This is a genomic window from Leifsonia sp. P73 (genome assembly GCF_051059105.1).
Taxonomy (GTDB): Bacteria; Actinomycetota; Actinomycetes; order Actinomycetales; family Microbacteriaceae; genus Leifsonia.
In genome coordinates, this window is record NZ_CP194931.1 from 1,406,675 (window position 1) to 1,427,930 (window position 21,256).

Genomic DNA, 21,256 nt, shown 5'->3' on the forward strand with positions numbered 1-21,256 from the left:
GATGTCCTCCGTCAGCCGCGCGGGGTGCGGGTGACGGCGCCCAGGCGCGGGAGGTGGGGGACGTGGGCCTCGGCGCCGGCCTCCGGGGGGACGACGACCTCCTGGGCGGCGGCGACGGGGGTGCCGTCGGCGTCCACGGTGAGGGTGGCCGCGGGGTCGGTGCCGCGCTTGACGATCGCGAGGGCGATCGGGCCGAGCTCGTAGTGCAGGGCGGAGGACGTGACGGTGCCGACCACGCGTCCGTCGAGCGTGACCTCGGCGCCGCGGGCCGGGTGGACCCCTTCCGAGCCGTCGAGGTGCAGCATCACGAGGCGGCGCGGCGGGTGGCCGAGGTTGTGCACCTTGGCGACCGTCTCCTGGCCGCGGTAGCAGCCCTTGGTGAGGTGGACGGCCGTGCGCAGCCAGTCGAGCTCGTGCGGGATGGTGCGCTCGTCCACCTCGGTGGCGAAGCGCGGGCGCCAGGCGGCGATCCGCAGGGCGTCGGCGGCGAGCGTGCCGGCGACGGTCAGCTCCCCGGACTCCACGCGGGCCACGATCGACGGGAGGGCGTCGCGCGGCACGACCCGCTCGCTCCAGCTCCAGCTCGCGCCGGGGTGCTCGCCGCGGGCGTACTGGTGGCCGCCGGGGGTCACCGCGTGCCAGGGGTCGTGCCAGATCAGCGGGACGCCGTTCGGCGCGGCGATCGGCAACGGAGGCTCGCCGAGCGTGCCGATCGTCGCGAGCGTCTCGGTGTGGTCGGCCAGCTCGACGCGGAGCATGAAGCGCATCGAGTCCAGCCAGGCGAGCAGGCCGGTGGCCTCCGGCCGGTCGACCAGCAGCCACAGCGTCGAGCCGTCCTCGATCAGACGCACGGCGTGCTCCACGCGGCCGGTGACGTCGAGAAGCAGGGTCTCGGACGACTCCCCGGGCTGGAGGCCGAGCAGCGACTGGCTGGTCAGCGAGTTGAGCCAGCTCAGACGGTCCGGGCCGGTGATCGACAGCACCGCGCGGTCGGACAGGTCGACGATCGCGCCGCCTTCGAGCAGGGCGCGCTGCTCCGCGAGCGGGTTGCCGTAGTGCGAGGGGACTCCGCTGTCGGCGATGTCCACCGCACCGGGGAGGGAGAGGAAGGGCGAGGCGTCCACGTCAGTCCACCTTGGCGAGCCGGGCGGAGGCGTGCGTGCGCAGCTCCTGGCCGAGCGCCGCGATGTCCCAGGCCCACAGGAGGTGGCCCTCCACGAGTCCGTAGAGCCGGGTCGCCGCGCTGTACTCCTTGGCGCCGGCCGTGCGCACGACGGCGTCCGTCGCCAGGTCGATGCGCGGGCCGTTCACCTGGCCGATGTAGAGCTCGCTCACGCCGTCCGGGTGGATGATCGCCACGTCGATGTCGAAGCCGCCGCTGGAGGCGCGCAGAGTCTCGACCGCCTGCGCGGTGCCGAACGGGCGCGTGCCCTGGCCCGGCAGCATCGCGGGGCCCGGGTCGCCCTCGACCAGGGTGCGGCTGAGCCGCCAGTAGCCGGTCTCCGCGGCGAGCGGGGTGTGGTCCTCATCGAGCACCCACGAGGTCGCGGAGTAGTTGAGGTAGGCCTCGCCGTCGTGGCTGAAGCTCACCCGCTGGCCGAATTCGAGCTGGGTGTGCTCCTCGCCGAGGGCGTAGTCGACCACGCCGCTCCCCTCCCAGACCCCGATCAGCCAGGAGAGCGGGACGAGTTCGGCCGGAAGGTCGGTGGGGAGCTCGATCATGCCTAGCGCTGGCCGCGGAAGAGGTTGTAGACGACCACGCCGGAGACACCGAGGATCGCGAGCGTGGCCAGACCCAGCAGGCCGATGAAGAAGAGTTCGAGAGCGACGAGCATACGGCCAGTCTAATCAGTGCCCGAGCGTGACGAGGCCGAGGATGCCCCCGATGACGCCGAGGATGACGAAACTCCCGGTCAGCGTCGTCGCCAGCCGGTTGACGAAGCCGTCCTTGCGCTGCGTTGCGAGCTGGGCTCCGAAGGACGCGAGCACGCACACGCCGAGCGCGAGCGACAGCCAGGACGCGTACTGGATCGGGTGGGAGAGGAAGGCGATGAGCACGCCGAGCACGAGCGCGAGCGCCCACACCCCGCCGACGCTCAGCGCGACCATCGAGCGCGGCATCGGCTCGGGAGGCGGCCCCGCCGCGGCGGCGGGACCGAGAAGGCCCGGATCGGACGGCGTCTCGCTCATCCCCCTATTGTGCCGTGCGCGACCGGCAACCGCGTCCCCCGATGACGACGCGATCTGCCGCCGTAAGCGTTTCCGGTAGCATTGCCGCACGAAGACGGGCGAGGAGGATACTGGGTGGCGCAGCTGTTGATCCTCACGTCCGCGCCCGATGCGGACGTGCTCCCGGCCCTCGGCCTCCTCAGTCACCGCGTCCGGCAGATCCCCGCCGAGCCGGCCTCCTTGGTCAACGCCCCCGCCTGCGACCTCATCTTCGTCGATGCCAGGCGCGACCTGGCGAGCGCGAAGTCGCTGTGCAAGATCCTGACCACGACCGGCATCACGGTGCCGCTGCTGCTGGTGCTCACGGAGGGCGGCCTCACGGCGGTGAGCGCCGACTGGGGCGTCAACGACGTGGTGCTCGACAGCGCCGGCCCGGCGGAAGTGGACGCGCGCATCCGGCTGGCGATCGGCCGGCAGACGCAGGAGCACTCGCAGACGAAGATCCAGGCGTCCGGCATCACCATCGACGAGGCGAGCTACTCGGCCAAGGCGCACGGCAAGGCGCTCGACCTCACCTTCAAGGAGTTCGAGCTGCTGCGGTTCTTCGCCACGCACCCGTCGCGGGTGTTCACGCGCGAGCAGCTGCTGAGCGAGGTGTGGGGCTACGACTACTTCGGCGGCACCCGCACGGTCGACGTCCACGTGCGGAGGCTGCGCGCCAAGCTCGGCGACCTGGAGTCGCTGATCGGGACGGTCCGCAACGTAGGCTACCGCTTCAATGTGTACGAGGACGAGAACGACCGGCTGCCATCCTCGCTGCGGCCCTGACGTTCTCCCGGCGTGGAGGCTGTCCTCCACGATCTGACCGGACGGCCGTTTCTCCACAGTTAACCGAACTCCGTGCCGCCCGCCGGGCGCGCGGTGCCATGATGGGGGCATGGACGGCGAGCGCACGGCACTGGAGAACGGCCTACTCGACAACGGGCTGAGCGGCAGCCTGGGCAGCGACTTCGACGACGATTTCGCCCCCTTCATCTACGAGCCGGACCCGACTCTCCCCGACCACCGCTATCTCGACCGGGAGCTGAGCTGGCTGGCGTTCAACCAGCGCGTGCTGGAGCTCGCGGAGGACCCGCTGCTGCCGGTGCTGGAACGGGCCAACTTCCTCGCGATCTTCGCCAGCAACCTGGATGAGTTCTTCATGGTCAGGGTCGCCGGACTCAAACGACGCATCGCCACCGGGCTGGCCGTTCCCACGAACATCGGCCGCGCGCCGCAGGAGGTCCTGGCCGACATCTCCGAGAAGGCCCACGAACTGCAGGTCCGTCACGCCAAGGCCTACCGGGAGCAGGTGCTGCCCGCTCTGGAGGAGGCCGGCATCACGGTCTCGTCGTGGGACGAGCTGGACGACGCCGACAAGGTGCAGATGCGCGAGGTGTTCTCGCAGCAGATCTTCCCGGTGCTGATGCCGCTGGCCGTCGATCCCGCGCACCCGTTCCCGTATATCTCCGGGCTGTCGCTGAACCTCTCGATCCGGGTGCGCAACTCGCGCACGGGCAAGGAGCAGTTCGCGCGCCTCAAGGTGCCGCAGATGCTGCCGCGCTTCGTGCGTATCGACGCGCGCGAGGGTCTCGGCCAGGTGCGCTTCCTGCGCCTGGAGGACCTGATCGCCAACCACCTCGGTGACCTCTTCCCCGGCATGGAGATCCTCGATCACCACGTCTTCCGCGTCACGCGCAACGAGGACGTCGAGATCGACGAGGACGAGACCGAGAACCTGATCCAGGCGCTGGAGCGCGAGCTGCTGCGCCGCCGGTTCGGGCCGCCCATCCGGCTGGAAGTCACCGACGACATGGACGACGTCACGCTCGGCCTGCTCGTCCGCGAGCTCGACGTCACCGAGCAGGAGGTCTACCGCCTGCCCGCGCCGCTCGACCTCGGCGGACTCTTCGACATCTCCCGGATCGACCGGCCCGACCTGCACTACCCCAACCACGTTCCGACCACGGCGCCGCAGCTCATGCCGAGCGAGCCGAACGCCAAGCCGGACGTCTTCGCCGCGGTCGCGCGGCAGGACATCCTGCTGCACCACCCGTACGAGTCGTTCGCGACGAGCGTGCAGGCGTTCCTGGAGCAGGCGGCCGCCGACCCGCACGTCCTGGCCATCAAGCAGACGCTGTACCGCACCTCGGGCGACAGCCCGATCGTCGAGGCCCTGATCGATGCGGCCGAGGCCGGCAAGCAGGTGCTGGCGCTGGTCGAGATCAAGGCGCGCTTCGACGAGCAGAACAACATCTCCTGGGCGCGCAAACTCGAGAAGGCCGGCGTGCACGTCGTCTACGGGCTGGTGGGGCTCAAGACGCACTGCAAGCTCGCGCTGGTCATCCGCGAGGAGAAGGGCGTCCTCAAGCACTACAGCCACATCGGCACGGGCAACTACAACCCCAAGACCTCCCGCATCTACGAGGACCTCGGCCTGCTGACGGCCGACGACCAGGTGGGCAAGGACCTCACCCGGCTTTTCAACGAGCTGTCGGGCTATGCGATCGAGAAGAAGTTCAAGCGCCTGCTGGTCGCGCCCCTGCACCTCCGCAAGGGCCTGCTCAAGCGAATCGACACCGAGGCGGCGAACGCGGCGGCGGGCAAGCCGTCCGGCATCCGCATCAAGCTCAACTCCATCGTGGACGAGGCGATCATCGACGCGCTCTACCGCGCCAGCCAGGCCGGCGTGCCGGTCGAGCTCTGGGTCCGCGGCATCTGCGGCCTCGTGCCGGGACGCGACGGGCTCTCCGAGAACATCCGGGTGCGCTCGGTGCTCGGGCGCTACCTGGAGCACTCGCGCGTGTTCTCGTTCGTGAACGACGGCGACCCGCACGTCTACATCGGCAGCGCGGACATGATGCACCGCAACCTCGACCGCCGCGTGGAGGCGCTGGTGCGCCTGGCCGACCCCGAGCACCTCGCCGAGCTCGACCGCCTGTTCGACCTCGCGTTCGACGAGCGCACGGCGGCGTGGACGCTCGCGGAGGACGGCGTCTGGACCCGGCACCACCTGGACGAGAACGGCGCGCCGCTCACCGACCTCCAGACCAAGCTGCAGCAGCAGGCCGCCCACCGTCCGCGTTCGGCCCGCACGGGAACCAGGCGGTGAGCCTCGCCGTCTACGCCGCGGGCGCCCTCTGCTGGCGCGTCGTGGACGACAAGATCGTGGTGCTCGTCGTGCACCGCACCAAGTACGGCGATGTGACCATCCCGAAGGGAAAGGTCGACCCGGGCGAGACGCTGCCTCAGACGGCGGTGCGCGAGATCCTGGAGGAGACCGGGCTCGCCGTGACGCTCGGCGTCCCGCTCGGCATCTCGGCGTACCCGCTGAGCTCCGGGCGGGAGAAGATCGTCCACTACTGGGCGGCGGAGGTCGTCGACCAGGCGATCGAGCGCTCGACGTTCGTCCCGAACACCGAGATCGCGGCGATCGAGTGGGTCACGCTGAAGAAGGCCCGCAGCTACCTCACCTACGAGCGCGACGTGGAGATCATCGACGCGTTCGAGTCTCTGGTGCGTCAGGGCGTCACCTCGACGTTCGCCCTCATCGCGCTGCGCCACGGCAAGGCCGAGCCGCGCGGCGCGTGGGCCGGCTCCGACGCCTCCCGCCCGCTCACCGACCGCGGCGTCAAGCAGGCGGCCGGCGCTGTTGCGAGCCTGCTCGCGTGGCAGCCGCGGCGCATCGTCACCAGCGACGCCGTGCGCTGCGTCGCGACGGTCGCGCCGCTCGCCGCCGCGACCGGCGTCAAGCCGCGCCGCGAGCCCGGCATCAGCCAGGACGCCTACGAGGACGGCGACGGCGACGTGCGCACGATCGTCGGAAAGCGCGTGCGCTCGCGCAAGACCGCCGTGCTGTGCAGCCATGGCCCGGTCCTGCCGGAGATCCTGCGCGAGATCGCGCTGGCCACGGGCACGATGCCGGGCGGCTACCTCACCGACGCGGCCGACCTCGACACCGGCGGGTTCTCGGTCGTGCACCTCTCGGCGACCAACCCGTCGTCGGGCATCGTCTCCATCGAGACGTATGCGCCGTCGGTCGAGTAATTGAAATACTGATGTTTATTTGAGATTACTCAGGGTGTGACGCTAGATTGGCACGGTCGTCCCAGTCGGGACGGCAGTACCAACCAAGGGGAAGCATGCTCTCTACCACTCGCACGCGCCTGGCGCTCAGCGCCGCGGCCGCGGCCGCCGTCATCGGCGGGCTCTTCGTCGCCGCGCCGGCGAACGCCGCCACCGGCGACATCGCACTCGCGAACTCGACCTTCACCGCCGGTGACTGGGGAACCGGTCTCGACGTGTCGGGTTCCGGCTTCACAGCCGACACCACTGTCACCATCACCGTGAGCTACACCGACATGGTTCTCGGCCAGCAGGACGTCACTGCGGACGCCACCGGCGCCTTCGCGAGCGAGGTCTTCACGCCGTCCAGCAGCCTCCCGCTGCCCGCGGCCGGCGAGGACGTCCTCGTGGCGGCCACGTCGACCGACGGCGACACCTCCAACACCGTCACGCTCGACGTGCGCGCTCTCAAGGGCATCTCCGCGAGCACCACGACGATCTCGACGGAGGATCTGACCAACCCGGACGTCGGGATCAGGATCACCGCGGCGGGTTACACCCCCGGTGAGACCGTCGCGCTGTCGACCGTCTACAACGGCGAGACACTTCCCGCCATGACATTCGAGGCCGACCGCAGCGGAAGCGTCGACGCGGCGCTCTTCCTCGCGCAGGGCACCGCCGAGGCCGGCCAGATCGAGTTCACGTTCACAGGCGAGACCTCGACCGTGGCCAACTCCATCACGATCACCGTCACCGGTGACACCATCAACGCCGGTCCCCCGCAGATCGCGCCGGCGCCGGCGCCCGCACCGGCACCGGGCCCCACGGGCAAGCTGCCCCGCGTGAGCGGCTGAGGCCCGGAACAACCTCACAGCGGGGTGGACGCGTTCAGCGTCCACCCCGCTTCTCGTCGGAGCACAGCATGAAACGCATCCTCACCGCGGCCGGAGCCGCAGTCCTCACCATCGCCGCCCTGTCCGCGTGCGCGCCCGGCACGCCCGCCGCGACCACCACACCCACCTCCTCCCGCACCCCCGAGGCCACCGGACCCGCCCTCCCGCCCGGGCTGACGCCGTCGGCGATCGCCGCGCTGCCGGCCGCGGTCTACGACGCGGTCATCCCCGGCCTCCTCACCGCTCCGGCCGATCCCCGGATCACCCACGCGTCCTCGGTCGCGTTCGACACCCCGGTCTACGGCGCGGACTTCGCCACCGCCGTCGCGCGCATCCCCGCCAAGGACTTCCTCGGCAAGCCGACCGTCGTCGTGCCCGTCGAGACGAAGGGCGGCTGGTCGATGGTCCTCACCGCCAGCCGTCAGCTCCTCCCTTCGCAGGCCGGCGACGGCGTTACCGCGCCGGCCCAGACCGCCGCATGGCTGCCCACCTCGGCGCTCGGAGCGTCCGTCCCGCTCTCACACCGGATCGTCGTGTCCGTCTCGGCGCAGACGCTCACGATCACCGACGCGGACGGGAAGGCGGAGCAGACCTTCCCCGTCGGTGTGGGGACCGCCGAGACGCCGACGCCGACCGGCACGACCGGTTACCTGCAGGCGCGCTACCTCGATCCCGCGCAGGGCCAGACGGTCCACCGCATCCAGCTCACCTCGCTGCACGCGACGGCCGCCGACGAACCGTACGGCGGTGCCGACGGCGGGCTCATCGGCATCCACTACCAGGATATGGCGTCCGGAGCGGTCTCCCACGGCTGCATCCGGATGGGCGGCGACGGAATCGCCGCCGTCGACCGGCTGCCGCTCGGAACGCCGATCACGGTCCAGGACTGACGGGGCGAACGGGCACAGAACCTATGCGTGCGTATCAAGAGGCCACCGGTCGTTAACCTTCCGTTTACCACTGCGGGGGACTCTGGTCAGACACCGGGAATAGCGTCTCACGCGGGTCGCACCGACCCCGTCCTGTTGTTACTGATCCCCGGAAGGGACAACTGTGAAACTGAAGCGTCTTGGCGTTCCCGTGGCACTTCTCGCCGCCGCCGCCATCTCCCTCACCGCCTGTGCGTCGAACGAGGGCAGCACCCCGGCGACCACCGCGGCCAAGCCGTCGAACCTCTCCGGCACGCTGAATGGCATCGGCTCGTCCGCCCAGGGCGCCGCGCAGACCGTCTGGGCCGCGGGCTTCCAGCAGGCCAACCCGAAGGTCACCGTCAACTACGACCCGCAGGGCTCGGGCGCCGGCCGCAAGAGCTTCATCTCGGGTGCCGCCGACTTCGCCGGCTCGGACGCCGCGCTCAAGACCGAGGAGCTCGCCGGGACGTTCGCCGGCTGCGCCGCGGGCGCCAAGGGCATCGACCTCCCCGTCTACATCTCCCCGATCGCCATCGCGTACAACGTGGACGGCGTGAAGGACCTCAAGCTCGACGCCGACACGATCGCCGGCATCTTCTCGGGCAAAATCACCACCTGGGACGACGCGAAGATCAAGTCGCAGAACTCGGGCGCCACGCTCCCGTCCGCGCCGATCACCGTCGTGCACCGCTCGGACGACTCGGGCACCACGCAGAACTTCACCGAGTACCTCGCGGCGAACGCTCCCACCGTGTGGACCGCTCCCGCCGCGCAGACCTTCCCGTTCCAGGTCGGTGACGCCGCCAAGGGCACCTCGGGTGTCGCGGACGCCACCAAGAACGCGAAGAACTCGATCACCTACATCGACGAGTCCGGCTCGGCCGGCCTGTCGATCGCGCAACTCAAGGTGGGCGACAACTACGAGAAGATCAGCGCGGACGGTGCGGCCAAGGTCGTCGCCGCCTCCCCGATCGCCTCGGGCCGCGACACCAACGACCTGGCCATCCAGATCAACCGCAAGGACACCAGCAAGGGCGCCTGGCCGCTCGTCCTGGTCTCCTACGTGATCGCGTGCCAGCAGTACAAGGACGCCGCCAAGGCGGACCTGGTCAAGGGCTACGTCGACTACATCGTCAGCAGCGACGCGCAGAAGGCCGCGGCCGACCAGGCCGGCTCGGCTCCGCTCGCGAGCGACCTGTCCTCCAAGGTCAGCAAGGCTGTCGCCAGCATCAAGTAACACCCCGGCCGCTCGGCCTGGACCGCACCCCGGTCCAGGCCGAGCGGCGCACCACACTCACCCCTGACGGGGACCCGATGAGAGAAAGCAACGAATGACCGCCGGAACCGCAGGAGCCATCAGGCCGAAGGCGAAAGTCCGCCTCGGCGACCGCGTCTTCTCCACCTCGACCGTCGTGGCCGGGTCGCTCATCCTCGCCACCCTCGCCGCCGTCGCGCTCTTCCTCATCATCCAGAGCATCCCCGCTCTGAGCGCCGGCGCCGGCCAGCTCCCCAACAACGCCACCAACTTCTGGGCGTGGGTCTGGCCGCTGGTCTTCGGCACCATCTGGGCCGCGCTCATCGCGCTCATCATCGCCACGCCGCTGTCGATCGGCATCGCCCTCTTCATCTCGCACTACGCGCCCCGCCGCGTCGCGCAGACCCTCGGCTACATCATCGACCTGCTCGCCGCCGTCCCGTCGGTCGTCTTCGGCCTCTGGGGCATCGCGACGCTCTCCTCCTTCGTCCAGCCCTTCTACGCCTGGCTCGGCCAGTACCTCGGCTGGTTCCCGCTCTTCGCCCCGCCGATCTCCGGCACCGGCCGCACCATCCTCACCGCCGCCATCGTGCTCGCCGTGATGGTCATCCCGATCATGACGGCGATCTGCCGCGAGATCTTCCTGCAGACCCCGCGCCTGCACGAGGAGGCCGCACTGGCGCTCGGCGCCACCAAGTGGGAGATGGTCCGCATGGCGGTCCTCCCGTTCGCCCGCAGCGGCATCGTCTCCGCGATCATGCTCGGCCTCGGCCGCGCGCTCGGCGAGACCCTGGCGATTGCGATGGTGCTCTCGCCGGCGCTCATCGTGAAGTTCGCCGTGCTGCAGGCGCAGAGCCCGAACACGATCGCCGCGAACATCGCGCTGCAGTTCCCGGAGGCGACCGGCGTCGGTGTCAACGCGCTCATCGCCTCCGGCCTGGTGCTGTTCGTCGTGACCCTGCTGATCAACATGCTCGCCCGTTACATCGTCAGCCGCCGTGCGGCCTTCTCTGGAGCGAACTGATGGCCGCCACCACGACCGCGACGGCGGCGCCCCGCCCGCTGGCCAACTCGTACACCGCGGGAAAGCTTCCGCGCTGGACCCCCTGGGTGATGCTCGTCGGCTCCTGGGCCGTGCTCATCGCCGTCTTCGCGATGCTCGCGGCGAGCGGCGCCACCAAGGGCTTCAACATCGTCGGAGCGGTCTTCTTCGGCACGGTGCTGTTCGACGTCGCGATCTACTCCACGTCGCTGCTGGTCGAGGGCAACCGGAAAGCGAAGGACCGGCTGGTCACCTCGCTCGTCGCGACGGCGTTCATCATCGCGCTGCTCCCCCTCATCTCGCTCGGCTGGACGGTCGTCGCCCAGGGCCTCGCGCGCTTCGACCTCACCTTCTTCTCCGAGTCGATGCGCAACATCATCGGCGAGGGCGGCGGCGCGCTCCACGCGATCGTCGGCACGCTGGAGATCACGCTCATGGCGGCGGTCATCTCGGTGCCGATCGGCCTCCTCACCTCGATCTACCTCGTCGAGTACGGCCGGGGCGTCCTCGCCCGCGGCATCACGTTCTTCGTGGACGTCATGACCGGCATCCCCTCGATCGTCGCCGGTCTGTTCGCCTACGCGCTGTTCGCCCTGTTCTTCGGGCCGGCCATCCGCAACGGCTTCATGGGGTCGGTGGCGCTGTCCGTGCTGATGATCCCGGTCGTCGTGCGCTCGAGCGAGGAGATCCTGCGGATCGTCCCCAACGAGCTGCGGGAGGCCTCCTCGCCCTCGGCGTGCCGAAATGGCTGACCGTGCTCAAGGTCGTCCTGCCGACGTCGCTCGCGGGCCTCGTCACCGGGGTGATGCTCGCCATCGCCCGCGTGATCGGCGAGACCGCGCCGCTGCTGATCGTGGCCGGCTTCACCACGAGCATGAACTACGACCTCTTCAACGACCGGATGATGACGCTGCCCGTGTTCGTGTACACGCAGTACACGCAGGCGGCCGGCCTGCACGCGCAGGCCTCCGTCGACCGTGCCTGGACGGGTGCGCTCACGCTGATCATCATCGTCATGCTCCTGAACCTCATCGGCCGGATCGTCGCGAAGGCCTTCGCCCCCAAGTACGGCCGCTGACCGCGGACTCCACAGCTTCAACCCGAAGAACGCAGACAAGGAAAAACGTGTCCAAGCGCATCGAAGTCAACGACCTCAACGTCTACTACAGCAAGTTCCTCGCCGTGGAGGGCGTGTCGCTCACCATCGAGCCGCGCACGGTGACCGCCTTCATCGGCCCGTCGGGCTGCGGCAAGTCGACCTTCCTCCGGACGCTGAACCGCATGCACGAGGTCATCCCCGGCGCGTACGTCGACGGCGAGGTGCTGATCGACGGCAACAACCTGTACGGCGCCGGAGTCGACCCGGTGCTCGTGCGCCGCCAGGTGGGCATGGTCTTCCAGCGCCCGAACCCGTTCCCGACCATGAGCATCCGCGACAACGTGCTCGCCGGCGTCAAGCTCAACAACCGCCGGATGTCGAAGAGCGAGTCGGACGACCTGGTCGAGAAGTCCCTGCAGGGCGCCAACCTCTGGAACGAGGTCAAGGACCGCCTGGCCCTCCCCGGCTCCGGCCTCTCGGGCGGCCAGCAGCAGCGCCTGTGCATCGCGCGAGCCATCGCGGTCTCCCCCGACGTGCTCCTGATGGACGAGCCGTGCTCGGCGCTCGACCCGATCTCCACCCTCGCGATCGAGGACCTGATCGAGGAGCTCAAGAACGACTACACGATCGTGATCGTCACCCACAACATGCAGCAGGCCTCGCGCGTCTCCGACCGCACCGCGTTCTTCAACATCGCGGGCACCGGCAAGCCGGGCAAGCTCATCGAGTACAACGACACCAACATGATCTTCTCGAACCCGACCGAGCAGGCCACCGAGGACTACGTCTCCGGCCGCTTCGGTTGATCCGCGCACGGCAATGAGCGAGGCCCACGGGATGTCCCGTGGGCCTCGTTGCGTTCGCCGTGCGATCGGCTCGGCTCAGGAGTTGATGGCGACGATCGGCTTCGTGGTCGGCTGCTTGGAGCCTCCGCTGGGCTCGACTGTCATGCCGATGGTGTCGCCGGGCGTCATCGTGCCGGTGAGGACGCGCCAGGTCGCGACGTGGCCGGCGGAGTCCATCGTGCCAGCCGGGGTGGCGGCGCCGTCGCGGATGTACCAGAGCTCGTAGGTCTTGCCGCCGGCGAGCTTTGGGAGGTCGGTGGCGACGATCGCGGACTGGCCCAGCTGGGCCGACCAGACGAGCGTCGCGGTTCCGCCGCCGGTGATGGGGGCGGAGCTGCGCTGCGTGTCCGGGGCGGCGTTCAGCGCGGCCAGAGCGCTGGACTGCTGCTGCTGGTAGGAGTCGGTTCCGGAGAGGCTGACGCCGACGAAGGCGCCGGCGATGAAGAGGACGACGGCGGCCGCGGCGGAGGCGAGGATCGCGCCGGGGCGCTGGAACCAGCGACGGGCGGCGCGGGCCTCGGCGGGGGTGGGGGCGGCCGCTGCGGTGCTCGGCGCGTCGATGCTCGGTTCCGCAGTGCTCGGTGCCGCAGTGCTCGGTGCTGTGTGGGCCGCCACGGGGGCAGGTGCTGCCGCGTCGTCCTCCGGGGCGAGTTGCGGCGTCTCGGCGATCCGCGCGAACAGCGCGGCCTTCAGCGCCGAGGGCGGCTCGACGGGGTCGGACGCGAGCGCGAGCTGGGCGGCGACGTCCTCGAAGTCCTCCGCCTCCCGGGCGTTGTCCGCACCGAGGCGGGCGCCGAGGCGCGCGGGGTCCACGGCGTCGCGGTTCTCGTCGCTCATGGTGTCACCCCCAGTTCGTCGCGCAGGCGTATCATCGCATCCCGCAACCGGGTTTTGGCTGTGCCGAGGGGGATGCCGAGCTCGGCGGCGAGCTCGCTCTGGCTGAGCCCGCCGAAGTAGGCGAGCGTGACGGCTTGGCGCTGCACCTCGCTCAACTTCCTCATCGCCACCTCCACTCGCTCGTGCTCGACCCGGACCTCCACCGTCTCCGCCACCACGTCGAACGCCGTCGGCAGGTCGCGGATGCCGACGGCCGTGTCCCGGTCGTGAGAGGCCTGGGACGCGCGGATGCGGTCGATCGCCCTCCTGTGCGCCATCGTCAGGAGCCAGGTGAGCGCTCTGCCCTTATTCGGATCGAAGCGCCGAGCGGATTGCCACGCCTCCAGGAAGACCTCCTGGGCGACCTCCTCGGACTGCGCGGCGTCGATCAGGAGGCGCCGGATCAGGCCGAGCACGCGGGAGGCCGTGTGGTCGTAGAAGTCGGAGAACGCGTGCTGATCGCCCTCTGCGACACGCAGCAGGAGGTCGTCGAGCTGCTCCACCGCGGGGGCGTCGTCCACTCTTCGATCTCCGCTCGTCTGGGCCGCTGACGCCTTCGACTGTAGCCCTTCCCCCGCGGTGAGCGGGTCACGACGGGCACGAAAGAGCCGGACCGCAGAACGCCTCTCGGCGCGAGGCCGCTCGAAGCGGCAAGTATTGGAGCCCGGGGTTACTGCGGTCCGGCTTCGTCAAGCATACAGGAGGCCGCAGCGGGCTTCACGGCGTGGCGTTCGCAGGGAGAGAACGGCTGACGGGAATACCGGGCGCATCACCGCTCGCCGCTCAGTCGAGCGAGTCGGTGCGCCACAGCCGGGCGCAGGTCGTCAGCTCCTCGGCCGTGCGGGTGAAACGCAGGGCGCGCGTGGTCAGCTCGCTCGCCCGCTCCGGGTCGAGCGCGTCCCGGTCGTCGGCCACGGAGACGCATCCCGCCGCCGTCACCCGGCAGAACGCGGCGGCCCGGTCCAGCGCGACCGCGAAGTCACCCTCGAACACCCCGCGCAAGATGCGATCGGCGAGCTCCGTCACCTCCCCGGCCCGGCCGGCGTCGGCGCGCCCGCGACCACGGGGTCGATGGAGGCGATGACCTCCGTGCCCCGCTGGTACAGCAGCGCGGTCCCCTCGGCGTCCTGCCGGATCAGCAGCCGCAGCAGGTAGATCCGCCACAGGGCCCCCGGCAGGCTCTTCGGGTTGGACCGCGCCCACAACTCGGCGATCGCGTCGATGCCGTGCTCGTCGGTGTACGCGACGAGCCGGTCCACGATCTCCGGATCGGGATCCTCGCGGACGCGCGCGAGCAGCGCCTGGGCGGTCTCGTGGGCGACTTTGCTGATCTGCGCGGGATCGTCCCCACCGAGAAAGGCCTCGAACATCCCCCGGGAAACAGCGTTGGCTTGTGATAGCGGTCCGACATCCCCCCATTCTGCCCCGGCACGGGAGGTGCGGAATCCACGCTAGATTAGACGACGAGGGCCTCTAGCTCAGTCGGTAGAGCATCGGACTTTTAATCCGCGGGTCGTGGGTTCGAGCCCCACGGGGCCCACTTCGCACATCGCAGGTGCAGGTCGCGCCAGGAGGAGCGACGCACCCGGATCAGTCCTCCCCGATGTCCTCGTTCCACAGTTCGGGGTTCGCCTCGATGAAGTCGCCCATCGTGCGGATCAGTGCGGCGTCGTTGATCACCGTGACGTCGACGCCGTGGCCGGCCAGCCAGTCCTGTCCGCCGAGGAAGCTGCGGTCGTCGCCGACCACGACCCGGCCGATGCCGAACTGCTTCACCAGGCCGGAGCAGTACCAGCAGGGCGAGAGGGTCGTGACCATGACCGTGTCGCGGTAGCTGCGCTGTCGGCCGGCGTTGCGGAACGCGTTGGTCTCCGCGTGCATGGACGCGTCGCCGTCCTGCACGCGCCGGTTGTGGCCGCTGCCGAGCAGCCTCCCCTCGCCGTCGAAGAGCGCCGCGCCGATCGGGATGCCGCCCTCGGCGGCGCCCCGCTGGGCCTCAGCGGCGGCCACCGCGAGCTTCTCCGCGTCGGTGGTGTAGACGCGGGCCTCGTCGACGCTCACGCCACCTCGTCGGCGGCGTCGACGCCGATGATCACCGTCGGCTCCTCGGCCAGCGGCGCGCCGAGGGTCACGCGGAAGGCGCGGAACAGGACGGCGTACAGGATCGCCGCGAGGACGAACCCGACGAGCGGCGTCAGGTCGCCGATCGGGAGCGCCTTCGCCACGGGTCCGGTGTAGAAGGGCTGGTTGGAGAACAGCAGGATCGACACTCCACCCGCGACCACGAGCGAGATCCACCCCGCCGGGTTGCGGTACTTCGCGTGGCTGGTGACGAGGCTCGCGATCTCCGTGCCGCGGCGGAGCAGCCGGTCCGTCAGCACGACGCCGAGCCAGGGAGCGATCCAGTAGGCGATGACCAGCAGGAAGTTCTCGTACTTCGCGCCCGCGTCCGGCAGCGCGCTCCAGGCGATGAAGAAGCCGATGACGCCGAAACCGAGCGCAACGATCGCGCGACGCCAGGCGAACGGGATCCGGATGCCGGCGGCGAGGAAGGACATCGCCCCCGAGTAGATGTTGAGCGCGTTCGCCGCGATGGCCCCGATGGCGATCGCCAGCAGCGTGAGGTCGCGGATGACGACCGGCATGGAGGCCGTGAACGACGCCGTCGGGTCGTCCGGGTTGAACCCGGCGATGGTCGCCGCTGCTGCGCCCGCCGCCATCAGGACGACGCAGCTGACGAAGTTGCCGAGGCCGGCCGCCCAGCCGATCGCACGACGGCTGGCGTCGGCCGGGAGGTAGCGGCTGTAGTCGGAGGCGTAGGGGTTCCAGCCGGCTGCGTAGCCGAACGCGGCCGCGGCCGTGAGCGTCCAGCCTACGAAGCTGAACCCGCCTCCCTTGACCGGAGCCCCGAGGTTCGCGTGCAGGAAGACCGTGACGGTGGCGACGAGGAAGATCGCACCGAGGATGTAGGTGGCGTAGCGCTCGAACAGCTGCACGAGATCGTGGCCGATGAAGGCCACGACCACCTCGACGACCACGACGATCAGCAGCGACACCACCGCCGGCATGCCCGTGAGCGTCGTGAGCGCGAACGCGCCGCTGACGGAGTTGACGGCGAACCAGCCGAGACCGGCCATCACCGTGTTCAGCGCCGACGGGAGGATGTTGCCCCGGCTCCCGAACGCCGTGCGGCCGATGACCATCTGGGCGAGCCCCTCCCGCGGGCCCCACGTCGAGAGGATGCCCTGGGTGAGCGCGCCGAGCGCGGTGCCGAACACGAGCGCGGTCATCGCCTGCCAGAAGCCGAGCCCGAAGAACGCCACCGCGATCACGCCGACGAAGATCGTGGCGAACTCGAGGTTCGGCGCCGTCCACGTGGCGAACAGCTGCCAGGGCGAACCGTGCCGTCGCTCCGGCGGGATCGCCTCGATGCCGCCGCTCTCGATGGCGGTCGCGTTGGGACGACGGGTCTCTACGGGTTCAATGCCGACCTGCGGCGTTCGCGTCATGCGTGCGAGCATACGTACTCCACGGACTCCGCAGGGGCCGGATGCCCTCTCCCGCACGAAACGTCACATGCTGTTTACAAAGGGCAATTATCTCGGCCTCCCGCGGCGTCCGGAGACCTCCATCCAATCCGATTCGGGGATGCCTCCGGACCACTCCTGACGGCCGGAATCACTCCGGCCGCGCAACGCAAGGGAGTTCGGAATGAACAACGTCACCAAGCGCGTCGGGATCCGGGGCGGAGCGGCTGTGGTCGCCTCCGGTCTGATCGTGGGAGGTCTCGCCCTTCCGGCGAACGCGGAGACGAGCAACAACACCGACACCGCACCCACCACGACCACGGCCGTGGCTCCGCACACGCTCGATTACCTGAGCGTGTCGGACATCCTGCACAGCGTCTCCGCTCCGGTCACGGTCGGCCCCGTCGTCCAGGGCCCTGTCGCCAGCGGCAACGCGAGCGGCAACACCGTCGGCCCCGTCGCGAGCGGCGACCCCGTCGCCAGCGGCAACCAGGCGAACGGCAACTCGGTCGGAAGCAACGACTCGACCCCGGTTGCGAGCGGCAACAACGCCCCGGTCGGTTCGGGCAACGACACGTCGGCCGGCAACGGCACACGAGTCTCGGCTCCTGTGCGCTCCGGCGACACGACCGGCGCCTCGCTGAGCAACCTCGGCGCGTCGGTGACCGACTCGGTCAACAGCGCCGTGAGCGACGCCCTCAAGGGCCTCAACGGGACCAGCGGAGTGCTGGGCCGCTGACCTGAGAGAGTCGCGCCTCGGCGCCCGGACCGAACAGTCCGGGCGCCGAGGCTCGCTCTCAGGCCGTCCGGACCCGGGAGGCCGCCCCGGACCGGGACACGCTGATCACGGCCAGCGCGACGGCAGCGACCTCGCCCAGCAGGTCCAGGCGAGCGCCACGCTCCGCACCCTCATCGCACCCCCGTGCACGAGCTTCAGGTCTACACCGGGCCTACGGCTTCCCGTGACCCCCACCGGCGTGCGAGGAGCCGCCCGCGTTCCCCGAGCCGCCGTGCGTCGCGTGCGCGGGACCCGTCACGGCCGGCGCACCGGTCGGCGCGGGCGCCGGGGTGGGCTGGTGGGCGCCGGAATTGCCCGGCGCGACGATCGTGGCGCAGTACGCGTCGATCCCTCCGGCGCCACCTGCCGCCTTCTCCAGCGATCCGTACGCGACCGAGGTCGCGGCGAGGCCGCCGTGCTCGTAGGCGGTGCACAAGCCGTGTGCTGCCGGGCCCGAAGCGTCGGGGCCGACCGGGACGGCGGTCGAGGTCGGGTCCGTGGTCGGGTCCGTGGTCGGTTCCGGAGTCGGCGCCGCCGTGTCCGTCGCCGAGTCGGTCGGCTCGGCCGTGGGAGGCGCTGTCGGGTCGGCGGTCGGGTCGGCGGTCGGCGCTCCGATGAGCGCGTGGGCCTCGTCCTGGAGGCCGGAGGGGAGGGCGTCCGCATAGGCGGCCGCCGTCGTCCCGCCGAGGGCGATAGTCCCGAGGGCGACGAGCCCGATCGTGAGCTTGTGGGCGGCGATGACGGAGACGAGTGACATCCGGTTCTTTCCTGACTTCCTGTCGTGGACGGACGCCGTACGGGCCCTCCCTCTCTTAATCGGCCGGATGGCTCCAAAGGTTACGCACAGCCGACACCAAAAAGGAGGCCCGGCACCCCGGCACCCCGGCACCCCGAGACAATCCACCGTCACCCATCCGCAGCGACCGGAGGACATCCGCCGTACCCGGGCCTGCATCTCCTCCGCTGGCTGACATTTCCGCACTCGCCAGCGCGAATTCCTCCTTTACCGACACCTGTCGCGAACGGAGGAGATCCGAGGCCCTCGAACCGTGGTTACGCGACCGGTCCCTGCGCCAAGGTCACCTGCGCGGTGTGCGACGCGCCGGAGGCGTCGGTCCAGGAGACGCTCGCGCTGTCGCCCGGGTGGAGAGCGGCGAGCGCGGTGGTCAGGGCCTGCGCCGAGTCGATGGTCGTGCCGTTCACCGCGGTGATCGTGTCCCCAGCGGCGAGCCCGGCGGATTCGGCGGGGCCACCGGAGACGACACCGGAGATGGTGGCGCCGGCGACAGAGCCTGCCGCCACGCTGTCGCTCGGCGCGACCTCCACGCCCAGGAAGGCCGGGTAGCCGATCGTCACCGTGGAGGACGCCTGGCCGGACGTGATCTCGCCCGCGATGGTGAGCGCGTTCTGGATCGGGATGGCGTAGCCCTCGGTCGCTCCGCCCTGCGCGGCGGCGGTGTCGATGCCGATCACCTGGTCCGCCGAGTTGAACAGCGGGCCGCCCGAGTCGCCGGCCTGGATGTCGGCGTCGGTCTGGATGAGGCCGCTCAGCGTCTCGGAGACGGCGGTCTGCTCGGCCTGCGTGGTGATGGTCTGGTCGAGCGCCGTCACGGAGCCGGGCGACGCGGAGGGCGTTCCTCCCGTGCCCCCTGCGTTGCCGACTCCCGTGACGGCGTCGCCCACAGCCACGTCCGCGGACGTGTCGAGGTTCGCGGTGCTGAGGCCCGACGCATTGCTCAGCTGGAGGACGGCGATGTCGTCCGTGGTGTCGGTGCCGACCACCTTCGCGGTGTACTGGGCGCCGGTGGCGACGACGGTGACGCTGATGCTGGTCGCGCCCTCCACCACGTGGTTGTTGGTGAGGATCTCGCCGTTGGAGGTGAGCACCAGGCCGGTGCCGGCGCTCTCGGCCTGGGCGTAGGTGAGTTGCGACGTGATGTCGACCACTCCCACCTCCTCGGCGGCGGTGGCGCTCGCGAGGGTGGACGAGCCGGCGGAGGACGACGAGCCCGAACCCGAGCCGCCGTAGCCTCCGCTGCCCCCGGAGCCGTACCCGTACGAGTACCCGCCCGCGCCGAAGCCGTTGCGGCTCAGCGTGTTGTGGACGCTGCTGGACGCGGTGGAGGCGGTCGTGGAGGCCGAACCGGCGGTGTAGGTCAGCGCCCCGAGCCCGAACGCCGAGCCGACGGCGAGGGTCGCGGCGACCGCGGTGGACACCACGATGACCGGCCGGCGTCGGCGCCGCGGCGCCCGCGTGGGTGCGGCTGCGGTGGGCTGCGCCGCACCGTTCTCTGCTGCTACGGGGGGAACTCCCTCGACCTCGTCCATGACTGTGGTCCTCTCGACGTCAGGCTTGATGTCGACAGCACACCGCACATGAGTGAGAAGCCATGATGCGCAGCTTTTGACTGCGCCGGGAGAAAACCAGAGATTCCTATGAATCGGGTCACGGGACGGTCACGCCGCCAGGATCACGCAACCCCGGTGAACCGCCCCCGCTCCAGCACGTAGCCCACCGCTACGGCTCCCGCGATGCAGAGCATGAGCGGCGCCAGCATGTCCGGGCCCTGGTTGGTGAACTCCATGACGAGCAGCAGCGCCGTCAACGGCGCGCGCATGGTGACCGCGAGGAAGGCCGCCGCGCCGAGCAGCGCGAAGGCCGCGAGCGGCTCGCCCGGCCAGAGCAGCTCCCACACTCCGCCGAGCGTCAGGCCGAGCCCGGCGCCGATCGCGAACGACGGGGTCAGGGTGCCGCCGGCCGCACCCGCACCGATCGTGCCGACCGTCGCAGCGGTCTTGACCACGGTGGTGAGGAGGATCACCGCGATCGGCAGCGTCGCCTCCAGCGCGAGCTGGCCGAGCGAGCGGCCGTTGCCGAGGATCGCGGGCAGCCAGAGCGACACCACGCCGACCGCGGCGAAGACCAGCGGCATGACGATGAGGATGCCCCACGACTTCGGGCGGTGGTCCTGGGCGAAACGGGTCAGCCGCACGAAGCCGACGGCCGCGAAGCCGATGAGCGGTCCCGCGAGGATCGCCCACACCACGATCTGCGGGCGCAACGGGATCTGGTGCACGAGGTACAGCGGGTTGGCCGGGACCACCAGCCGGGCGACGAGCGCCGCGATCGCCGACGTGGCGAGGGCGGGCAGCACCGTCGCGAAGCTGATCTCGGCCAGGAGGATCTCGATGGCGAACACCGCGCCGCCGAACGGGACGTTGTAGACGGCGGCGAGACCGGCGCCCGCACCGCACGCGACCAGGATGCGGCGCTCGCGGGCGTTCACGCCGGCGCGCTCCGACAGCCACGACGCCCACCAGGCCGCGATCTCGCGCGGGGCGACCTCCCGGCCGATGGAGGCGCCGAGGCCCACGATGATCACCTGAAGGGCGGCGTTGAGGAGCGTCACGACGCCGGGCATCCTGCGCCCGTCGACCGCGGCCTCCACCGAGACGATGGCGCGCGCGGGGCTGCGGCGTCCCCAGCGGCGCAGGAAGAACCAGCCGACCGCGCCGAGGACGCCGGCGAGGACCAGCGCGACGACACGGCTCAGCGGCGGAGCGTCCAGCAGCCCCTCCAGGAAGGTCCCCTCCGAGTACCCGAACGCCAGGTGCTGGATGGTGTGCAGGCCGAGGTAGACCAGCCCTCCGCCCACACCGGCGCCGACGCCGACGAGCGCCGTGACGACGACGAGCCGGGCCAGCCAGGCGGGCGTCGCGCGCGCGGGAACGCGTCGGGAGGTGGGCACGCTCCCAG

At 70.4% G+C, this 21,256-nt stretch carries 19 protein-coding genes, 1 tRNA gene and 2 pseudogenes; 11 read left to right on the top strand and 11 right to left on the bottom strand.

Annotated elements, in window-relative coordinates; translation table 11 throughout:
* Window positions 1-11 precede the first annotated feature (11 nt).
* From ACQ86L_RS07130 to ACQ86L_RS07140, 3 genes are all read right to left on the bottom strand, one after another.
* Window positions 12-1,124: a YgfZ/GcvT domain-containing protein gene (locus ACQ86L_RS07130; RefSeq protein ID WP_434318272.1), complete on the bottom strand. Its 1,113-nt coding sequence runs from the start codon at window positions 1,122-1,124 to the stop codon at window positions 12-14.
* Between the two features lies 1 nt (window position 1,125).
* Window positions 1,126-1,722 (bottom strand): FABP family protein, encoded by a 597-nt coding sequence (locus ACQ86L_RS07135; protein ID WP_434318273.1) that lies wholly within the window; start codon window positions 1,720-1,722, stop codon window positions 1,126-1,128.
* Window positions 1,723-1,848: 126 nt separating this feature from the next.
* Window positions 1,849-2,190 (bottom strand): hypothetical protein, encoded by a 342-nt coding sequence (locus ACQ86L_RS07140; RefSeq protein ID WP_345834192.1) that lies wholly within the window; start codon window positions 2,188-2,190, stop codon window positions 1,849-1,851.
* Between the two features lie 114 nt (window positions 2,191-2,304).
* Between ACQ86L_RS07140 and ACQ86L_RS07145 the strand changes: the two genes are divergently transcribed.
* From ACQ86L_RS07145 to pstB, 9 genes and pseudogenes are all read left to right on the top strand, one after another.
* Window positions 2,305-2,997, top strand: a complete 693-nt coding sequence (locus ACQ86L_RS07145) for a response regulator transcription factor (RefSeq protein ID WP_434318274.1) — start codon at window positions 2,305-2,307, stop codon at window positions 2,995-2,997.
* Window positions 2,998-3,106: 109 nt separating this feature from the next.
* Window positions 3,107-5,320, top strand: coding sequence for an RNA degradosome polyphosphate kinase (locus ACQ86L_RS07150; protein WP_434318275.1), 2,214 nt, complete (start codon window positions 3,107-3,109; stop codon window positions 5,318-5,320).
* The gene (locus ACQ86L_RS07155; RefSeq protein WP_434318276.1) at window positions 5,317-6,255 is read left to right on the top strand and encodes an NUDIX hydrolase; all 939 of its coding nucleotides are present in this window, start codon (window positions 5,317-5,319) and stop codon (window positions 6,253-6,255) included. The genes ACQ86L_RS07150 and ACQ86L_RS07155 overlap by 4 nt, the downstream gene beginning before the upstream one ends.
* Window positions 6,256-6,350: 95 nt before the next feature.
* Window positions 6,351-7,127, top strand: a complete 777-nt coding sequence (locus ACQ86L_RS07160; RefSeq protein WP_434318277.1) for a hypothetical protein — start codon at window positions 6,351-6,353, stop codon at window positions 7,125-7,127.
* A gap of 68 nt (window positions 7,128-7,195) precedes the next feature.
* Window positions 7,196-8,056, top strand: coding sequence for a L,D-transpeptidase (locus ACQ86L_RS07165; RefSeq protein ID WP_434318278.1), 861 nt, complete (start codon window positions 7,196-7,198; stop codon window positions 8,054-8,056).
* A gap of 163 nt (window positions 8,057-8,219) precedes the next feature.
* Complete coding sequence (gene pstS, locus ACQ86L_RS07170; protein ID WP_434318279.1) at window positions 8,220-9,314, top strand: phosphate ABC transporter substrate-binding protein PstS; 1,095 nt, start codon at window positions 8,220-8,222, stop codon at window positions 9,312-9,314.
* Between the two features lie 94 nt (window positions 9,315-9,408).
* Window positions 9,409-10,356 (top strand): phosphate ABC transporter permease subunit PstC, encoded by a 948-nt coding sequence (gene pstC / locus ACQ86L_RS07175; RefSeq protein ID WP_185276620.1) that lies wholly within the window; start codon window positions 9,409-9,411, stop codon window positions 10,354-10,356.
* Window positions 10,356-11,452, top strand: a pseudogene (gene pstA / locus ACQ86L_RS07180) (phosphate ABC transporter permease PstA). Before pstC ends, pstA begins: the two are co-directional and overlap by 1 nt.
* A gap of 47 nt (window positions 11,453-11,499) precedes the next feature.
* Window positions 11,500-12,279 carry a phosphate ABC transporter ATP-binding protein PstB gene (pstB, locus tag ACQ86L_RS07185; RefSeq protein ID WP_434318280.1) on the top strand — a complete coding sequence of 260 codons (780 nt, stop codon included), beginning with the start codon at window positions 11,500-11,502 and terminating at the stop codon, window positions 12,277-12,279.
* Window positions 12,280-12,354: 75 nt separating this feature from the next.
* Here the strand turns inward: pstB and ACQ86L_RS07190 are convergent, their stop codons facing one another.
* The 3 genes and pseudogenes from ACQ86L_RS07190 to ACQ86L_RS07200 form a co-directional block, all read right to left on the bottom strand.
* On the bottom strand, window positions 12,355-13,155 hold the full coding sequence (locus ACQ86L_RS07190) for an anti-sigma factor domain-containing protein (RefSeq protein ID WP_434318281.1): 801 nt from the start codon (window positions 13,153-13,155) through the stop codon (window positions 12,355-12,357).
* Window positions 13,152-13,715, bottom strand: coding sequence for an ECF RNA polymerase sigma factor SigK (sigK, locus tag ACQ86L_RS07195; protein ID WP_434318282.1), 564 nt, complete (start codon window positions 13,713-13,715; stop codon window positions 13,152-13,154). The genes ACQ86L_RS07190 and sigK overlap by 4 nt, the downstream gene beginning before the upstream one ends.
* A gap of 262 nt (window positions 13,716-13,977) precedes the next feature.
* A pseudogene (locus ACQ86L_RS07200) lies at window positions 13,978-14,605 on the bottom strand (DNA-directed RNA polymerase subunit beta).
* Window positions 14,606-14,661: 56 nt separating this feature from the next.
* Between ACQ86L_RS07200 and ACQ86L_RS07205 the strand changes: the two are divergent.
* Window positions 14,662-14,734: transfer RNA gene (locus ACQ86L_RS07205), tRNA-Lys, on the top strand.
* Between the two features lie 50 nt (window positions 14,735-14,784).
* On the opposite strand, the gene ACQ86L_RS07210 is transcribed toward ACQ86L_RS07205, so the two are convergent.
* Both ACQ86L_RS07210 and ACQ86L_RS07215 read right to left on the bottom strand, forming a co-directional pair.
* Complete coding sequence (locus ACQ86L_RS07210) at window positions 14,785-15,255, bottom strand: nucleoside deaminase (protein ID WP_434318283.1); 471 nt, start codon at window positions 15,253-15,255, stop codon at window positions 14,785-14,787.
* The gene (locus ACQ86L_RS07215; protein WP_434318284.1) at window positions 15,252-16,703 is read right to left on the bottom strand and encodes a purine-cytosine permease family protein; all 1,452 of its coding nucleotides are present in this window, start codon (window positions 16,701-16,703) and stop codon (window positions 15,252-15,254) included. Before ACQ86L_RS07215 ends, ACQ86L_RS07210 begins: the two co-directional genes overlap by 4 nt.
* Window positions 16,704-16,905: 202 nt before the next feature.
* Here ACQ86L_RS07215 and ACQ86L_RS07220 point away from each other — a divergent pair, with 202 nt between their 5' ends.
* Window positions 16,906-17,460, top strand: coding sequence for a hypothetical protein (locus ACQ86L_RS07220; protein WP_434318285.1), 555 nt, complete (start codon window positions 16,906-16,908; stop codon window positions 17,458-17,460).
* 211 nt (window positions 17,461-17,671) lie between these two features.
* Here ACQ86L_RS07220 and ACQ86L_RS07225 read toward each other — a convergent pair whose 3' ends face one another.
* From ACQ86L_RS07225 to ACQ86L_RS07235, 3 genes are all read right to left on the bottom strand, one after another.
* Window positions 17,672-18,256 carry a protein tyrosine phosphatase gene (locus ACQ86L_RS07225; RefSeq protein WP_434318286.1) on the bottom strand — a complete coding sequence of 195 codons (585 nt, stop codon included), beginning with the start codon at window positions 18,254-18,256 and terminating at the stop codon, window positions 17,672-17,674.
* A 296-nt stretch (window positions 18,257-18,552) separates the two neighbouring features.
* Complete coding sequence (locus ACQ86L_RS07230; protein WP_434318287.1) at window positions 18,553-19,827, bottom strand: S1C family serine protease; 1,275 nt, start codon at window positions 19,825-19,827, stop codon at window positions 18,553-18,555.
* A 143-nt stretch (window positions 19,828-19,970) separates the two neighbouring features.
* Window positions 19,971-21,248 carry a chloride channel protein gene (locus ACQ86L_RS07235; RefSeq protein WP_434318288.1) on the bottom strand — a complete coding sequence of 426 codons (1,278 nt, stop codon included), beginning with the start codon at window positions 21,246-21,248 and terminating at the stop codon, window positions 19,971-19,973.
* Between the last annotated feature and the right edge of the window lie 8 nt (window positions 21,249-21,256).